The sequence below is a fragment of the Chloroflexus sp. MS-CIW-1 genome (genome assembly GCF_030444705.1).
Lineage (GTDB): Bacteria > Chloroflexota > Chloroflexia > Chloroflexales > Chloroflexaceae > Chloroflexus.
In genome coordinates this window covers 1,855,654-1,872,108 of the sequence record NZ_JAUBWR010000001.1, presented here as the reverse complement: position 1 = coordinate 1,872,108, position 16,455 = coordinate 1,855,654, and the positions used below count along the sequence as shown (strand labels likewise).

At 54.5% G+C, this 16,455-nt stretch carries 16 protein-coding genes; 5 read left to right on the top strand and 11 right to left on the bottom strand.

The features are described from left to right. Nucleotides 1-5: 5 nt before the first annotated feature. The 8 genes from QTO31_RS07535 to leuB form a co-directional block, all read right to left on the bottom strand. Nucleotides 6-878, bottom strand: coding sequence for a DUF547 domain-containing protein (locus QTO31_RS07535; protein ID WP_301428601.1), 873 nt, complete (start codon nt 876-878; stop codon nt 6-8). Then, entirely contained in the window at nt 853-1,656 is an 804-nt protein-coding gene (locus QTO31_RS07530; protein ID WP_301428600.1) for a helical backbone metal receptor, read from the bottom strand. Before QTO31_RS07530 ends, QTO31_RS07535 begins: the two co-directional genes overlap by 26 nt. Continuing rightward, nucleotides 1,643-3,058 carry a circularly permuted type 2 ATP-grasp protein gene (locus QTO31_RS07525; protein ID WP_301428599.1) on the bottom strand — a complete coding sequence of 472 codons (1,416 nt, stop codon included), beginning with the start codon at nt 3,056-3,058 and terminating at the stop codon, nt 1,643-1,645. The genes QTO31_RS07530 and QTO31_RS07525 overlap by 14 nt, the downstream gene beginning before the upstream one ends. 63 nt (nt 3,059-3,121) lie before the next feature. Then, the gene (locus QTO31_RS07520) at nt 3,122-4,189 is read right to left on the bottom strand and encodes a RimK family alpha-L-glutamate ligase (protein WP_031458987.1); all 1,068 of its coding nucleotides are present in this window, start codon (nt 4,187-4,189) and stop codon (nt 3,122-3,124) included. 98 nt (nt 4,190-4,287) lie between these two features. After that, nucleotides 4,288-5,631, bottom strand: coding sequence for a phosphomannomutase/phosphoglucomutase (locus QTO31_RS07515; protein WP_301428598.1), 1,344 nt, complete (start codon nt 5,629-5,631; stop codon nt 4,288-4,290). A 197-nt stretch (nt 5,632-5,828) separates the two neighbouring features. Next, nucleotides 5,829-6,779 (bottom strand): methylmalonyl Co-A mutase-associated GTPase MeaB, encoded by a 951-nt coding sequence (meaB, locus tag QTO31_RS07510; RefSeq protein WP_301428597.1) that lies wholly within the window; start codon nt 6,777-6,779, stop codon nt 5,829-5,831. Nucleotides 6,780-6,783: 4 nt separating this feature from the next. Continuing rightward, nucleotides 6,784-7,191: a cobalamin B12-binding domain-containing protein gene (locus QTO31_RS07505; RefSeq protein ID WP_012255952.1), complete on the bottom strand. Its 408-nt coding sequence runs from the start codon at nt 7,189-7,191 to the stop codon at nt 6,784-6,786. 70 nt (nt 7,192-7,261) lie between these two features. Further along, nucleotides 7,262-8,338 (bottom strand): 3-isopropylmalate dehydrogenase, encoded by a 1,077-nt coding sequence (leuB, locus tag QTO31_RS07500; protein ID WP_301428596.1) that lies wholly within the window; start codon nt 8,336-8,338, stop codon nt 7,262-7,264. A gap of 100 nt (nt 8,339-8,438) precedes the next feature. Here leuB and QTO31_RS07495 point away from each other — a divergent pair, with 100 nt between their 5' ends. Continuing rightward, the gene (locus QTO31_RS07495; protein ID WP_035419126.1) at nt 8,439-8,678 is read left to right on the top strand and encodes a hypothetical protein; all 240 of its coding nucleotides are present in this window, start codon (nt 8,439-8,441) and stop codon (nt 8,676-8,678) included. A 67-nt stretch (nt 8,679-8,745) separates the two neighbouring features. Here the strand turns inward: QTO31_RS07495 and QTO31_RS07490 are convergent, their stop codons facing one another. Further along, nucleotides 8,746-12,219 (bottom strand): BTAD domain-containing putative transcriptional regulator, encoded by a 3,474-nt coding sequence (locus QTO31_RS07490; RefSeq protein ID WP_301428593.1) that lies wholly within the window; start codon nt 12,217-12,219, stop codon nt 8,746-8,748. Between the two features lie 135 nt (nt 12,220-12,354). On the opposite strand from QTO31_RS07490, the gene QTO31_RS07485 reads away from it, so the two are divergent. Genes QTO31_RS07485 through QTO31_RS07470 form a run of 4 tightly spaced genes read left to right on the top strand, consistent with a single transcriptional unit; the run spans nt 12,355 to nt 14,990 of the window. Next, nucleotides 12,355-13,230 (top strand): hypothetical protein, encoded by an 876-nt coding sequence (locus QTO31_RS07485; RefSeq protein ID WP_031458992.1) that lies wholly within the window; start codon nt 12,355-12,357, stop codon nt 13,228-13,230. Continuing rightward, a complete protein-coding gene (locus QTO31_RS07480; RefSeq protein ID WP_301428592.1) occupies nt 13,227-13,850 on the top strand; it encodes a YigZ family protein in 624 nt (207 codons plus the stop codon). Before QTO31_RS07485 ends, QTO31_RS07480 begins: the two co-directional genes overlap by 4 nt. Nucleotides 13,851-13,861: 11 nt before the next feature. Continuing rightward, a complete protein-coding gene (locus tag QTO31_RS07475; RefSeq protein ID WP_031458994.1) occupies nt 13,862-14,299 on the top strand; it encodes a DUF2231 domain-containing protein in 438 nt (145 codons plus the stop codon). 10 nt (nt 14,300-14,309) lie between these two features. Then, nucleotides 14,310-14,990 (top strand): lysophospholipid acyltransferase family protein, encoded by a 681-nt coding sequence (locus QTO31_RS07470; protein ID WP_031458995.1) that lies wholly within the window; start codon nt 14,310-14,312, stop codon nt 14,988-14,990. Between the two features lie 314 nt (nt 14,991-15,304). Here the strand turns inward: QTO31_RS07470 and QTO31_RS07465 are convergent, their stop codons facing one another. Both QTO31_RS07465 and QTO31_RS07460 read right to left on the bottom strand, forming a co-directional pair. Beyond that, a complete protein-coding gene (locus QTO31_RS07465; RefSeq protein ID WP_236631151.1) occupies nt 15,305-15,901 on the bottom strand; it encodes an SH3 domain-containing protein in 597 nt (198 codons plus the stop codon). Nucleotides 15,902-15,923: 22 nt separating this feature from the next. Further along, nucleotides 15,924-16,358 carry a hypothetical protein gene (locus QTO31_RS07460; RefSeq protein ID WP_028456891.1) on the bottom strand — a complete coding sequence of 145 codons (435 nt, stop codon included), beginning with the start codon at nt 16,356-16,358 and terminating at the stop codon, nt 15,924-15,926. Nucleotides 16,359-16,455 lie beyond the last annotated feature (97 nt).

Here is a 16,455-nt window from a genome sequence, read left to right as displayed (position 1 = left end):
TTCCATCAGATAATGTTCAATGTCCAGTCGTAAGGACGATAGACCAGCCGACCACGCCGCGCTTGCATCAGCCATGCCCGCCGTTCATCATCCGGTAGGGCCTGGCGGAGGAGTTGAATAATCCCGTTCGGCCCGCCAAAATCGTCGCGGTACCAGTCAAAAATGCGCGACAGATGAATTTCGGCGCGGTCGGGATCGATGGTAACGTCGGCGGCTACAAAATTGCGGAGTGCCAGATCGAGCTGTTGTTCGATCTGTTCGGCGCTGTATACCCCGATTGGTGGACACGAGCTACTGGCGCAGTTGAGCGCAAAGTGAATGCGGTGATCGGGTGGATCGATGATCCAGGCGAGCCGTGGGTCATTGTCGGCAAACTGGGGGCCGGGAATGAACGGATGACCACGATTGGCGCGGAGAATGCCATGCTCAATATCATCGAGTGAACAGCGTTGACCACCGATCCGGTATGCTGCCGCTCGAAAAAAGCTAAGGCCAGCCCACTGCTCGGCGATGCTGGTTGTGATCCCAAATGCGATAACAGCATCAATGACTAGTGCATTGTAGAGATTGATCCAAAAAGCCAACTGGGTCGGACGATCCGGAAGTGAGGCCGGATCAAACCGTTGGAGGAGAGGGGTTAGTTTGGTGCGATAGGTGATATAAGCCGGATCGTCACGCAGTTGCTGGTACGCGACCTGCCTGCCTTCTTCATCCATTGCCATTGCCTTAAAGCGGTTCACGGCTTGTTTAAGTTCAGCCGCCAGAGCGACTCCATCGACAGCAACGGGTGGTGGTGGGGGATCGTTCAGCACCTCGTCCTCACGGGTTCCCAAGATGGTATTAAGCGCTACTTCACGTAAGCGGATGAGTGGGTTCATAAACTCCCCAGAACATTCTACGAAACGCGGCAATTGCTGCTGGTGTGCGTGGACCGGGCCAGGTCAGTGCCATTCCATCGCAGAACTCGATCCGACAACGAGCACCGGCTTCGAGCAGTGCCAGCTTGTCACGTTCACCGAAAGGATACGGCTCGCTTGGTAGCAAGATCACTTCTGGCTCGAGAGCGAGGAAATCGGCCAGTGCTGCCCGTGGGTAGCGACCAGGAAGTACCTCCGCGACGTTCCTGCAACCACTTAGCCGGAGCAGATCACCAGCATACGTGTCACGCCCGATAGCCATCCAGGGGTCACGCCAGATCATGGCAAGCACACGATACGTTGGCAATGGAGGATCAAGAAGCACTTGCTGCAAGGCATCAGTAAGGGGTGTTGCTGCCGCAACGACATCTAAAACTTCCGCCAACGCCGCCAGTTGAGCGGCGGCATCGGCGACACTCCGAATAGCCGTCACATACACTTGCAGCCCGGCAGCACTCAGGGCGTTCACATCGCGTTCCCGGTTCTCTTCTTGCTCGGCAATGATCAGGTCAGGCTTGAGGGCAAGAATGGCAGCGCGATCCGGATTCTTCGTCCCCCGTAGTCGTGGCAGGTGTTGCAGCGCCGCCGCCGGTTCAATGCAATAGTCGGTGATGCCGACCACCCGATCCCCAGCGCCAACGCTAAACAACCACTCGGTCATACTCGGTACCAGCGAGACGATTCGCTGTGGTGATGCCGTTAGTTCTATGCGTCGTCCAAGCGCATCATAGACTATCATCGCCTGCTCCCGACGCAGGTGAATCCTCGATAATAAAGACTGGAACGGTACTCCCTCCGCCGGCAGTGACGTTCAAGAGGGTCACCGTCGAGAGTCGACACAAACATCCGTTGACTTCAGTGCCGAATAAGAACGGATCGCTATCGACCAGACGTTCACTAATCACTACCTGACCGTCAATCAGAGCAGGATACGGTTCGTAAGCGATGGTAACCCGCTCTTGAACGACAAACGGTGAAGTAAGTGCTGCTTGCAGTGCAGCATCCCACTCGTCAGCACTAGCTTCCCAGCCAATCGTGATACCTTTACCGCCGTATTCGTCGTTGGGTTTCAACAGGAAACGTTCACGATTCTTACGGACGAAGGGCAGCAGATCGATCAATTCGTGCTGATACGTTGTAATGCCGGGTCGTACTACTCTTGTCCAAGGTACGTGAGCTGCCACCGCCGCACGTTGCGCAGCAGTTAGCGGGTCATGGAAGCGCTCATCAGAGAGAAGGGCGAAGAGCGATTTCTTGTGCAACAGTTTGGCGCGAAATGAGTTCACTATCACACATGCGCCGGTAGCATAGGCCTGCACCAGCGGGTGCGTCAGCGCTTCTTCGCCATAGTGCGAGAGGAACTCACTGGTCAGGACGCGCTTGAACACGATGGTGACCGGCATGTCACTACCTTCGGGAGTCGGCGCCAGTAACTGACCATCGCGGAAGGAAAGGTCTTGCGGGGCGCAGATCACAGTTGGGAGACCGTGTTCGGTAAAATAACGCCGGAACATCTCGAACTCGGTCGCCGTTGGCAAACCATGCCAGTCAACGATTGCGACACGTGGTTCGTGACCAGGACTTCCTGCCGCTTGCCAGCAATCGAGCAAGGTGCGCAGCATGTATTGGCGGGCCGGTAGGGTTGTGAGCGCGTACCGCTTCATAAACTCGGTCATTACCGGCATCGCCAAAAACGCTTGCGTCAACAAATCTTCATAGGCAATTGCCGCCGGACTCTCAGCATTGTATTCGACAAATTGTAATGAGGTACCATCGACTGTCAGGAATGTGTCCATTCGTGAATGGGCACTTGGTTCAAGATAACCGGGATGCATCGCAATCAGGCGCTCTTCGAGAGGGGTGAGCATGAGAACATCGCGCACTTCCTGCCCTAGCTCTGAAGATTCGAGTGCCGCCGCTACAATGGCTCGTGCTGCCTCGGCGACCTGCTGCGTACCACGGCGGAGGAGATCGTATTGCGATGCGGTGATGAGTCGTGGTCGCAGTACAGTTGCTAGTGGCCGCTCACCGAAGTAGAGCTGGCGGGCACGCATCTCTTCGGTTAACCGTTGCCACGAATCAATGGCCAACGCCGGTTCAAGTAAAGCGTGGTAATCGGCAATTGCCTGAGCAAGTGTCATAGTATCGTACCTTTGTGAGCAGTAAATGACCGGTACCGAGCCATTTACTGCTCAACACAATCATCAGGCCTCTTCAGCGGCTTTCTTCTTCGTAGTTCGTCGTCGCTTGGGAGCGGCAGGTGTTTCACCAGGTGATGAATTGTCTTTCGGATTGTCGTTTGTCGGTGTTACCGCACTGTTTACCGGCGCCATTGGCCCATCCAGGAAGCGATGCCATACCAGTTCTTCCGGTTTGGCCCGCCCTTGCCGGGCCAGTTCGATGGTGAAATCGGCCATCGTGCGCACTACCCAGTCGAAGTAGTAGGGGGTCAGCGAATTGACATCAAAATCGGGTGCTGGATTGGTAAAATCAATCGCGTAAGCCACGCCGTTTCGAATGGCGAACTCAACGGTGTTCATGTCATAGCCGAGCGCTTGATTGAGTTTGAGCGCAGCGTCTACGACCTGACGCCCTTCTTCGGGGGTAAGGTAGTTGTCATCGCGGAAATAGCGGTGTGGCCAGGGTGCATTCGCATCGAATTTAATGGTCATAATGTGGCGACGACCGATCACGATACAGCGCACATACTTTTCCCATGGGATGTACTCTTGCAGCATCATGCACTCAATACCGGTCTCGTTGTACGCTCGCCACAGTTCCTCATACGAATGAACCTTGTAAACCTTCTTGAAACCACCACCCCAGGCCGGTTTGAGAATCACCGGAAAGCCACCGACGTAATCAACATGATCTTTCCAGGGAATTGGATATTGCAGATTGCGCAGTGACTCTTCAACCACCCCTTCGATGTACGAGTGAGATGGTAGTGCAACGGTGCGCGGGTGCGGGATACCGAGCGCAGTTGCCAGCGAAGCGCCGAAGAACTTATCATCGGCGCTCCACCAGAAGGGGTTATTCACGATTCGGGTACCGCTGAGCGCAGCAGTTTTCAGGAACGTGCGATAGTATGGTATTTCGTGACTGATGCGATCAACGATTACGTCGTAATCGCACAGCTCGGCCATACGTGTACCGCCCAACTTGATAAACTCGGCATGCACCCCAGCATTGCGACGATTGACCTCTTCAATAAATGCAGGTGGCCACGACCACTCACGACCCACCAGAATACCGATCTTTTTTACACTCACAATAAACCTCCTTATATGGCAATGGCATGATTGGCGAGCTGGCAAGGCTGATTGTAGCACAAGGCAACAGAAGTGCAGTTACGCTCGTGCTGAACGGTTTATGAACGAATAATCGCCAGCACTTCATCACGCCTGGCTTCCATCTCGGCCCGTGAGGCAATCGATTCCAGATTCAACCTGATGAGTGGTTCGGTATTCGAGCCGCGTACATTGAAATGCCAGGTGTCGTAGCTCACCGAGATGCCATCAATGCGTTCAATCTTGCCATCGCTGTAGCGTTCGGCGATTTCGTTGAGTTTGGCAGCGACATCGCTGACCCGTGAATTGATTTCGCCAGAAATGAAGTAACGCGATTCGAGTCGGCTAAGCAGTTCGCTCATCTTTACGCCGCGCTTTGAGAGCATCTCTAGCAGGTAGAGCGAGGGAATGATCCCCGAATCGGCAAACGCGAAGGCTTTGAAGTAGTAATGTCCAGAAACTTCGCCGGCAAAGATGGCATCTTCCTTTGCCATCCGGCGCTTGATAAACGCATGACCAACCCGCTCGATCAATGGAATCCCACCAGCAGCTCGTACTTCGTCAGGTACGGCCCACGAAGCGCGTACATCGTAGATGATTTTCGCTCCCGGCTCTTTCTCCAGGAGGTAACGACCTAGAATAGCGGTCAGGAAATCGCCTGAGATAAACTCCCCGCGGTCATCAATCGCAAAGAAGCGGTCACCATCACCGTCAAAAGCAAAGCCGATGTCGGCCCCTTCATCTTTGACCCGTTGCTGCAATTCAGCCCGATTTTCCGGCATCAACGGATCGAGACCGTGATTAGGGAGGGTGCCGTCGGGGTCGAGATACATCCCGGTTAACTGGATGGGCAGATGGGCATACACCTCCTGCAAAATCGGCCCTACCATGCCGTTGCCGGTATCGACAATGACCTTGAGCGGTTTGATCGCTTCGACATCAATGAGTGAGAGCACTTTCTGGACGAATTGCGCTTTGAAATCGTATTCGCGACGTTGCCCGCGGCGGGTTGGTGTTGGGAAGGCTTCGCTCTCGACCAGACGGCGTAAGTCTTGAATACCCTCATCGCCCGACAAGAGGTATGGCATGCGCCGTACCATTTTGAATCCATTGTACTGTTTGGGGTTGTGCGAGGCCGTTACCATCATACCGGGAAATCCCAGTTGGGTGCACGCAAAATAGTATTGATCGGTACTGACCATGCCGATGTCTACCACGTCAGCACCCTGATCCATGATCCCCCGCGTCACCGCATCGAACAGCACCGGCCCCGAAGTACGCATGTCGCGCCCGACAATGACCGTCTCTGCGCCGAGAAAGGTGACGAAGGCGCGTCCAATGAGATAGGCAATTTCTTCGTTCAGTTCAGTTGGATAAATGCCACGAATATCGTAGGCCTTGAAAATAGCCGGATTAACTTGCACAGTCTTCCTCCTTCCGCCGGATAATCCTCGACTGCTTGCTGCAAAACGGTGTGTCGTCGAGTGGTGAAGCGTACCGGGCGTTATTGCAGGCTCTCGCGATGTTTGACGGAGCTCCAATTGTGATTGTGCCTGGCGATAGTCCCTTTCAGCAGATGATTTTACACCGCTATCGTACCATATCCGGCGTGCATGTATGATTATGCTAACCCACTGCGGATAGTGAGGTCGGCAGGTAACAACTCACTTGCAGCAGCGTATGGATCGCGCTGGCGAGTAGCGATCTGTTGTACCAGTTCATTCCAACGCTCGCCCCGCAGCCGTTCGAGGATCAGCTCCTGAACGGCTGCCGTTAGCTCGCGTTCGGCAGCCGTTAATGCTCGTTGGGTTTTGATGTTAGCAGCAATTAAGTGCTGTCGATGCTGTTCTATTGCATCGACAATTTGTGCGCAACCTTCGCCAGTAGTTGCGATGGCCGTAAGTACCGGTGGTGACCAACCATCAGGTGATGGTGCGCCCAATTGCAACATTGTGCGCAGTTGGCGTACTGTTTGATCGGTACCAGGACGATCAGCTTTATTTACCACAAAGACATCGGCAATCTCAAGCATCCCGGCTTTGATGCTCTGCACATCATCTCCCATACCGGGTACTTCAACGACAATCGTCGTGTCGGCAGTTTGCGCAATATCAACTTCATCTTGACCGGCGCCAACGGTTTCAATCAAGATAACCGGAAAACCGGCTGCGGCAATGAGGGTAACCGCATTAGCCGTAGCTCGTGCCAATCCACCCATTCGGCCACGACTGGCCATGCTCCGAATGAAAACACCGGGATCACCACCGAGTGCCTGCATACGTATGCGATCACCGAGTACGGCGCCGCCACTGAAGGGCGATGAGGGATCGACAGCGACAATTCCAATTGGAACCCCACGTTTGCGCCATTCCTGGGCTAGGGCAGTCACCAACGTTGATTTCCCGGCCCCAGGTGGTCCAGTAATTCCTACCCGGTGTGCGTCGCCATACGGGTACACCGCGGCCATCAGCGCACGGGCAACTGGACCACCCTGTTCAACCAGTGAAATGGCACGCGCCAACGCCCGCCGCTCACCGTTGCGCAGGCGCGTTACCAATTCGTGCTCATTCATAAGCTTAACCCCGCGTCAGCTCGACGTGAGAACGAATAAAATCAATGATGGCCTGTGTTGACGAACCGGGGCCGAATACCTCTGCAATGCCATGCTCGCGCTTGAGAATCTCGGCGTCTTCATCTGAAATAATGCCGCCGGCAACGACCAACACGTCAGTCATACCCTGTTCGCGTAGTAACTGCATGACCTTCGGCAGTAGCGTCATGTGGGCGCCAGAGAGAATCGAGAGACCGATAACATCAACGTCTTCTTGCAATGCAGCCTCAACGATCATCTGGGGGGTCTGCTGAAGACCGGTGTAGATGACTTCCATGCCGGCGTCGCGTAATGCTCGTGCAATGACCTTTGCGCCACGATCATGACCATCCAGACCAGGTTTGGCAACCAGTACACGAATCTTTCGCTCCATCGAGCGCTCCTTCCGCTGTTCGCGACTTGTGGTTCGGTAGCGTGCTCCTCAGTATAGCATAGCCACACCGTCAGGCAGCAATGGTAGCGGCAACTGCGTCGCCGACTGCAGTCGTGCTGTACGTGTGCTGGCCAGGAACGGCAATGTCAGCCGTTACAATCCCTCGTTCGATCACCGACGCAACCGCAGCTTCAACGCAGTCGGCTTCAGTGGGCAGATTCAACGAATGACGAAGAAGCATTGCCACACTCAAGATGGTTGCCAGCGGATTAGCTTTACCTTGTCCAGCAATGTCAGGCGCCGAACCGTGGATCGGTTCGTACAACCCCAGTCGGCCATCACCGAGCGAGGCCGATGGCAGCATCCCCATTGAACCAGCCAGCATTGAGGCTTCGTCGGTCAAAATATCGCCAAACATGTTCTCGGTCACAATCACGTCAAAGTCGGCTGGTCGGCGGATCAGGTGCATCGCGCAGGCATCGACCAGCATGGTCTCGAAGTGCAAATCGGGAAACTCCGTTTTGATCAAACGAGTGGTAACACTGCGCCATAGACGACTGGTTTCGAGCACATTTGCTTTATCGACCAGCGTCAGCTTCTTCCGCCGTTGACGGGCCAGGTGCGCTGCCACCCGCACGACACGGACGATCTCTTCTTCGTTGTAAAGGCAGAGGTCACTGGCCCATTCGCCATGATCACCCTGCTCACGGCGCTTCTCGCCGAAATAGATGCCTCCGGTCAGCTCTCGCACGACGATCAGATCGACCCCCTGCAATCGTTCAGGCCGAAGCGGTGAGGCATCGATCAATTGCGGATATATACGGACCGGACGCAGATTGGCAAACAGCCCTAATTCCTTACGAATGCCCAACAAGCCTTGTTCAGGACGTACACGGGCCTGGGGATCGTCCCATTTTGGCCCACCTACTGCGCCGAGCAGAATAGCATCGGCAGCACGACATACGGCAACAGTTTCGGCTGGCAATGGACTGCCGGTTACGTCAATGGCGCAACCGCCGATCAGTGCCTCGTGAAACGAAAACTGATGCCCAAAACGGCTTGCAACCGCACGGAGCACCTTCAATCCCTCGGCAACAACTTCTGGCCCGATACCATCACCGGCTAGTACTGCAATTACTGCTTGCACGACATACCTCTCAAATGGTTATGAAATGGTAAGAATGCCACTGTATGATACTTTCAAATGTGCGACAGTATGTCACAGATGGTAGCATAAGGAAAGCTCTATGGCGACTCGACGAGTCGAATCGTTTCTGGTGCGGATTGTGGTAGCTGAAAACGATGAGGCCACCCCGCAGTGGCACGGACGAATCCAGCATATCGGTACCGGTTTCGAGAGCCGCATTGATCAGCTTGATGAACTCCTGGTATTTATTGCCAACCACCTGCGCAGCGCAGCTTCTTCTGGTGTGAACAGTGGTACAGCGAATGGTGCTGACCAACCAATAATCGGTGGTAGCGGTTAATCTTCCCGGAAATGGGTATCTGAATCTGATTGCGGCCACGTAATCGACCGAATAATGCGGTGGAACGTTACGAAGCTCTTTTGCCACGCACCTGCTCAAACAGAGCAACTGTTTCCGGTAATGGATCAACCCCCAATTCTTCGCGCAGTGCGGTAACACAACGGTGATAGAGACGAATAGCCGTACTGCGCTCACCAATCATACTGTAGGATCGAATCAATAACTGATACGCCTCTTCCTGCGCTTTGTCATATTCCACCACACGCCAGCCTAGCTTGATGGCGTCGTGGAACTGTTGTGCATCGAACAGGATACGTCCCAAAGCGAGGGCAGCTTCGGTAAACAGCAACCCTAACCGTTCTCGTTCGACAACCGACCAATCCTCGTAGAGGCTGTCAGGTAAAAATGGTCCGCTATAATATGACACTGCCTCTTGAAAGGCTTTGCGCGCCTCGTTAAGCTGGTTGCGTTGCAATGCGTGCCGGCCACGTTCCACTGCCCGAACAAATTCGGCTACATCGTACCAGTGATCGCTCTCGACATTGAAGCCATACGTGTCACCTTGTTGCAGCAGGTAGTAGGTAGGGGCACCTTCAGGTCGATCCGGTTCTAACGCCCGGATCAATCTGCTCACTGTCACCCGTAGATTATTTGATGCCGATTCACCGTCTAATCCCGGCCAGAGCATATCCATAATCTGCTCACGGGGTAACATTCGACCACGCTCGATCAGCAGCAACTGCAAGAGGTGACGTGCTTTCACACTGCGCCAGTCGCGATCACGGATTTCTTGATCGCCGCGTAGCACTTGAAAGCTACCCAGCGCACGAATGACAAGACGGTACGGTGGACGGTAAACCAGACGTTCCAACGCTTCACTCGCCGCCGTTCGCATCTGTAACGAGCGATCTTTCAACAAACTGCGCAGAGCACTATACGCACTGACCAACCCTAATTCGCCGATCAGGGAAGCACTCCGCAGTCGAATCTTCAGTGGTACTGATTCATCGAGGAGCGAAATGAGCGTTGTACTCAACGTTGCGGCATCGAGTTGGCGAAGTGCAGCCAGCATCGCCTGACTCGACAAACCAAGCCGAAGTGCAGTGGCAATCGCCCACTTTATTGCCGGCTGCGGGATGAAAGGTAGCGACTGAACACCAGCCCGATCACAGATTGCGCAGGCAGTGGTAAGATCGCTGGTAATTGATGGATCGTCTGGTCGGTTTTGCGCAACGAGGTAGGCACGATAGATATGGACGAGAGCGCGAAACAGCCCATCGTTGCGCTGGCCCATTGCTCTGATCAGATCTTGCGCCAGATCAAGGGCCTGCCCATGGTCGCCACCTTCACCAAGGACAATCAGTAACAGACTCTGCATCCAAAGCTCTTGTGCATACAGGGTCGCGAAGACACCCTCTTCACGCTGCGTTGATATTTGCCGCCAGCATTGCAAGGCTTGCGCGGTAGCCGTCGGTTGTGCATTGCGGAACAGTACATAAATCTCAATAATTCTGGCCCGCATCGCGAGCAACCGGTCGTCAAGATGAGCAGCGATCTGACGTACCCGTTGCAGATAGGTCTCTGCTACCTCACTTTGATCGTGTTCAACGAGCAGAATCGCTAGAATCAAAGCGGCATTACCTGTCAGGACGCTACCGGGGGCATAGTCATTCAAGCGTTGGTAACTCTCTTGCGCCTGAATAAATGCATCGTCCCGCTTGCCTTGCTGGTACAGGGCCATCGCCTGCAAGAGCAAGAGCGACTGGCGCAACATGTCGTTGCGGTCAATGCGCGGCAATTCGAGCGCGGCGCGAATTGCCGTTAAGGCATCGGCTGGATAGCCCTGCTGAATATAGATGGAAGCACGTAAGACGGCCAGCAACCACTGCCATAGCACGCTGAGGGGGCGCTGATCAGCCCAGCGGGCAACCCGTAATGCCGCCCGAAACCGGCCCCGATTGTAGAGGAGGGCCATTAAGCCGACCAGTGCTGCACCACGTGACCACGGATCGGTGGCTCGTTGTGCGGCAGCAATCACTTGCCGACAGACCTGGTCAAATTTCGATGGGGTGTCAGCCCAAAACAACAGGATCGTCATATCGCGCAACGCTCGTAATTCTTGCGTTGGTAATCCGTTCTGGCGATAAGCTTCAGCCGCCTCACTGATCAGTTCCAATGCGCGTTCACGATCGGTTGTGAAGAGGCTCCAGCCGTACATATGGAGCAATTCGGGATCATGTTCGCGCACTTCAGGAGGTAGACGTTCGATCCAGCTCCGTAGACTCTCGCGTTGCAATGTATCGATGAGCGGCCAGGCATGCTCGCGGAGGGCACGGGCAATTGCAGTCGGATTTTCTGCTGCCGCCAGATGACGCAGTGCAGCCTCAATCTGGTCATGACGCGCCAACACTTCTCCGAATCGTTGGTGCAGCTCACGGACAAAGGTGCGATCAAAGCGTGTCAACGCCCGGTCAGCCAGTAAACGCTGCCAGAGTGGGTGGAAGCGAAAGATACGCTCACCATTGGTATTATTGCCGGTCTCGACGGTTATGGGCAGGCCAAGTGATATTGCCTGCTCGATCAACTGGGCACTATCCTTTACTTGTAGCGCCTCATCGAGCCAGGCCGGATTCACCTGTCCTAACAAGGCGGCACAAATCAGGCGGTCAACCAACCGTTCGGGTAGCTCAGACAGCACTTCAGATGCCAGATACCCAAACAGATCGTACTGATTGGTCGCCAGCCCCTGCAAGTACGGATAGCGCTGAGCTGGTGTCAGACGGGCAAGTGTGCGCACTGCAAGCTGCACACTTAACATCCAGCCGCCGGTACGATCAAGGAGGAGATCGATTTCTTCATCAGACAGGGTAACGTCGGCGCGTGTCAACAGTTCAATCACCTCATGGCGACGCAGCAACAGGTCTTGAGCACCTACCTCGAGGAGCGCACCTTCGGCGCGTAAGCGCGGGAGTGGCGCAAAAGTGAGTGGGCGGCGCGATGCCATAACAATATGCAGATGAGGCGGTGCTGCCCGCAGCAGGTAGCCAAGGAGATCGGTAGTAATCGGTCCATCAGCGATGGTATGCACATCATCGAGTATCAGAACGGTTGGCGATTGAAGATCGCGCTGAATATCACCGAGCAGCGCCCCCGCAACCAGCGGCCAGTTGCGATCAAGACCCGAGATACTTTGCAATATCCGCAGCGCCTGTTCACCAATGAAGGGCATCACGCGGCGGATTGCCCCGATGAGATATGCCAGAAGTAACGCTGGCTCTTGATCACTGGCTTCCAGACCAAGCCAGGCTACCTGCGCTCCGGTCTGGACAAGCTGATCGGCCCATTGCGCCAGTAGGGTCGTTTTGCCGTAGCCTGCTGGTGCGACAACCAGCGTTACCGGTAGCAAGCGCACCTCTGCGAGCATGGCTTGCAGATCAGGACGCAGAATCTCGTCGGGCCGCACCGGTGGCGGCGTGATTTTCAGAGGGAGTAAGGGGGCGCTTACCGCAACCGATGGCGCATGTTCGGCCAGTTCGGTCATGGATAGCTCCTTGTAATGATCAGAAAAAGTTGAAAGACCATGAACTGCGATCGATCAATATCTGTTGCTGACACATGTATAGGACAGTTGTATACTGTATTATAGTCTTTTTTATTGTAGCATGACCAGACAGCAATGCCCATACTTATTTCAGGTATTCCAACACCCAGATCGGCACTGTTCTTTCACCGCGCTGAACGAAACCAGGCGGTGATCTTCGATCCTGCCTGCGCACCGCTTTTGCGGCCTGTCGTTGATGTCGATACCCTGCAACCATGGTATACACCTGTCGGGGAGCGCTGGTTGCTGGCTATTCCCCACGGCTATAGCCAGCGTGCGAACATTGCAACGTTTACCGACCTTATCCAGCAATATCCTGGACTTCGGCTGCGGCTAAATCACTATGCCGATATATCAGAACCATACTGGTGGGAAATGCCGCCGGCAGCCAGTGCGGCGTTGATGACTGCTACACCGCGCATATTGATCGGTACTGGTGATCACCCACCTCTTGCCTGGGATACCGGCAATACCGTTGTTCTTGCGCCGATCCGTATCCTTGCACCTGCCGATCATCTCACGCTGGCGCTTCTGGCAACCGAGGGTGGCAGGCGAGCACTCCGGCATGCTCAGGATGCGATCGCACTTCCTTCGGTACCGACTGCGTTGGCAGGACGTCTGGCCGAGCTGGCCGCTCAGGCAGTGACGATAGCCCATGAACGCCAAACGCTAGCCCGAGAATTTGCTCGCCGACTGCTTGCCGATTTCGGTCCACCGGGTAGTAAGCTAAGCCCGGCGCTCGAACGCTGGTGGGAATTAGAGTTTCGTGATCTGTTGGTCGAGGTTGCACGTGCCCTGCGGAACCCGATCCCTGAACCGTTTCAGCCCTTCTGGGTGGCCCGGCATACTGAGGATCGTGCCCGTTACTATGCACTTACTACCGAAATTGCGGCAATAGAGGCAGCAATTGCCGAGATCGCTCATCCATTGTGGCAGGAACATACGCTATGACCAAAGCACACTATCCGATCCCTGCAAGTCCAGCACAGACCGAAATTGTCGTTCGTGGTTCTCGTTTTATCGCTCAGGCCATACCTACCCCAACCGTAGAGGCAGCGCGAGCAGCGATTGCGGCAACACGGGCAGCAATGCCCGATGCGACCCACCATTGCTATGCGTACCTGATAGGTTACGGTTCAAGCACAATTGCCGGCATGAGTGATGATGGTGAACCAGCGGGGAGTGCCGGTCGACCAATGCTGTCTGTGCTGCGCGGTGCCGATTTGGGTGACATCACGGTTATTGTAACCCGTTACTTCGGTGGTACCCTGTTGGGTGTTGGGGGGTTGGTACGCGCTTATAGTGATGCAACCCGTGCTGTGTTGGCAATTGTGCCCCGTACTCAACGGGTGCTGTATCAACGGGTGACGATGCACATACATTATGCCGACTACACCATGATCCGTCGGTTGCTCGAAGCTCATGCTGCCATCATTGTTGAGGAGGCGTTTGCTGCTGATGTGATGATGACGGTCAATGTGCCGGTTGATCGTCTCCACGCGGTGCGCCAGCAGATCGAGGAGATGACCGGCGGTCGTGCTCATCTTGAACCGGTAACGTCTGTGATATAATTTTGGTGAATATGTACGCACTGCATCCTGCGACAGTTCACATTCCTATCGGGTTGCTGTTAGCCAGCACTCTGTTCACATTTATTGCCCTGCGTACCGGTCGTATGCAATGGGAACAGAGTTCTTTTCACTGCCTGATCTTCGGCCTACTAGGAGCTGTGCTGGCAATGGTGAGTGGCTTAATTGATGCTGCCCGACAACTGACCGGCCCGCACATTGCGCCCGATGATCCGGTCATTCTGTGGGTGAACGGCCATGCCGCGGCGAGTCTGGTCGCTACACTGTGCTACGGGCGTGTGTGGCTGATGCGACGGCGGCAGCACACCATTCTGAATGATGTGGTACAGCGAAATGCCTACCTCGGTTGGCACATTGCTGGCCTGATATTCCTGGTATTGGGCGGTTGGTTAGGTGGTCGCCTCGTCTTTGGATTTGATCTGGGCCGATAGTGAGGACAGCATGTTTGCTTACACTGTCTATGGTTTTCTCTATCTTCTCATCAACTTCTTTCGTTTGATCGGCTGGTGGCGCTGGTCTATCGAGGGTGTTGAGCGTTTACCGCCACGTGAACAGGGCGGGATGATCTTGGTGATGAACCACATCAACTGGGTGGACATTCCTGCCGTGGGTGCAATGCTTCCTTTCCGGTATCGCCTCTCGTGGCTGGCCAAGATCGAGATATTTTCGCATCCACTGGCCGGTTGGTTCTTTCGGAAGATGGACGTGATCCCTATTCGCCGTGGCAAACGCGATCTGGCAGCCCTTGAAGCCGCTACTGAAGCCCTGCGCAGAGGCGCAGTGTTGCTGATTTTTCCGGAAGGTCATCGTAGTCGTAATGGTATACTGCAACCCGGTCGAGGTGGGGCAATTCGGCTGGCAATGCAAGCTGGTGTGCCGATTGTTCCAATGGCGATCACCGGTACCGAACACGGTTTTCGGGGGACGTTATTGCGCAAGCCGGTGCATATAACGATAGGTGAACCGTACCACGTCGAGCCGCTTCCTGACAACAAGATTCCTGCCGATGTTATGGAACAGTTGACGAATGAGATGATGTTGAAGATTGCGGCAATGCTGCCACCGGCACAACGTGGCCCTTACGCGGCCTTGCTCGAATCTCCCACAACTGTGAGAAGGTAGAGCAGGAAGCCTCATTCTCAACCTAATCTCACGGCCTAGGGGAAGATGAGGAGTTCTAGACTGGGCACAGTTCTATCCGTCACTGACGTGGTGTGGTGACTTCTCCTCGCACCTTACAGGTCGGCGCTTCCGGGCAACAGGTAGCCAGACACATAGCTTTTTCTTCTCTAATCGGGAAAAAGGGAGTAGATACAAGAGCTTATCCGAAACATCCTGTTTTGGAAATCGTCATATCCCACGATTTGAGACTACATGGAAGCAGTGTTGACCATTCGATAATCTTGCCCATAATAGCCATCAGGTGTCTCTCGCCCTTATGGTGCGAGTGGTTCCAAAAAATTCGTCCCATCAGGCGTTGTTACCGCACACCAACCGCTCTGAGATCCAACCGCAACCCGCCACCAGGTATACCCGTCGGCCACAACCGGACCTTCGAGCAAAACAACTTCACGCCCGGCAGGAATGCGCGCAATCACTCGTGCTGTTAAGCCTGGCGAAGCGCGCAGACGCAGTGTTGATTCGCCAATGTTGACCACGACTGCACGAGCGCCAATTTGCAACGTCGGTGGTGTGGGTGTTGGAGAAGGGGTTGGTGAGGGCTGTATGGTTGGCGTTGGCGGAATTGGTGATAGTGTCTCTCCAGCCGTTATTCCCGTCGGAGTAATACCGGTCTGGGTAACAACAGCCGGGCCGAGTTGACTACTTAACCATACCAGTGCTCCGATGAGCAGTACCCCGATGCTGCCAATCAGGAGTATTGAACCAATTATCACCGATCTTGGCCGATTCCGGCGGCGTACCGAATCATACCCCAGCCGATAGTAATAGTAGTGTTGATAGTAGAAGGGGTTAAATTCACCGCGTTCAGCATCAGCAGCACCAAGTTCGTACATCTCGCTGGTGGTTGGCATAGGCGAAGGAGCTGAACCCAAACTACTTGGTCAACACCAGGTCTTCGCGCCCCATCTCACGCAGCATTCGTGGGTACAATGTGTACATCGGTTCGACAGCCGGCAAGAGTTTTAGAATCTTGGGAATGGGACCTTTCGCGATGATCTGGCGGCGGGCCAGAGCAGTCATCAGATTGATCTTGCCATGCCAGAATTGATGAGCAATATCTGCTTTCATGCTCATCTCCACATCTGGCTTCAGATCTACTTCTCCCCAGAACACATCGCAATACGCGCCGGGTTGGGTTGGTGGATGGGCTGCATCTATCGTGGCAATCCCATGGGGCTCTTCGTAGCGAAATTGAATGACGATCCGGCCTTCACAAATACGTGGCGCAATCTGTGGGTCGCATTTCACCTGATCATAGAGTGCGCCTAAGATTTGACGTAGCTCTGCTTCATCTTTGAAGAATGGCATTGTTTTGCTCTCCCCACCGTTCAGTACAAACGATACTGTTTTGACTCGATCCTGTAGCTGTGATTATACGAGGTTCGGCAGTAGAATGCAAGATTGA

Coding starts and splice junctions, on each gene's coding strand:
- QTO31_RS07495 (WP_035419126.1), top strand. CDS start 8,439: ATGGCGACTCGACGAGTCGAATCGTTTCTGGTGCGGATTGTGGTAGCT.
- QTO31_RS07490 (WP_301428593.1), bottom strand. CDS start 12,219: ATGACCGAACTGGCCGAACATGCGCCATCGGTTGCGGTAAGCGCCCCC.
- QTO31_RS07480 (WP_301428592.1), top strand. CDS start 13,227: ATGACCAAAGCACACTATCCGATCCCTGCAAGTCCAGCACAGACCGAA.
- QTO31_RS07525 (WP_301428599.1), bottom strand. CDS start 3,058: ATGACACTTGCTCAGGCAATTGCCGATTACCACGCTTTACTTGAACCG.
- QTO31_RS07530 (WP_301428600.1), bottom strand. CDS start 1,656: ATGATAGTCTATGATGCGCTTGGACGACGCATAGAACTAACGGCATCA.
- QTO31_RS07505 (WP_012255952.1), bottom strand. CDS start 7,191: ATGGAGCGAAAGATTCGTGTACTGGTTGCCAAACCTGGTCTGGATGGT.
- QTO31_RS07460 (WP_028456891.1), bottom strand. CDS start 16,358: ATGCCATTCTTCAAAGATGAAGCAGAGCTACGTCAAATCTTAGGCGCA.
- QTO31_RS07535 (WP_301428601.1), bottom strand. CDS start 878: ATGAACCCACTCATCCGCTTACGTGAAGTAGCGCTTAATACCATCTTG.
- QTO31_RS07475 (WP_031458994.1), top strand. CDS start 13,862: ATGTACGCACTGCATCCTGCGACAGTTCACATTCCTATCGGGTTGCTG.
- QTO31_RS07470 (WP_031458995.1), top strand. CDS start 14,310: ATGTTTGCTTACACTGTCTATGGTTTTCTCTATCTTCTCATCAACTTC.
- meaB (WP_301428597.1), bottom strand. CDS start 6,779: ATGAATGAGCACGAATTGGTAACGCGCCTGCGCAACGGTGAGCGGCGG.
- QTO31_RS07465 (WP_236631151.1), bottom strand. CDS start 15,901: ATGCCAACCACCAGCGAGATGTACGAACTTGGTGCTGCTGATGCTGAA.
- QTO31_RS07485 (WP_031458992.1), top strand. CDS start 12,355: ATGCCCATACTTATTTCAGGTATTCCAACACCCAGATCGGCACTGTTC.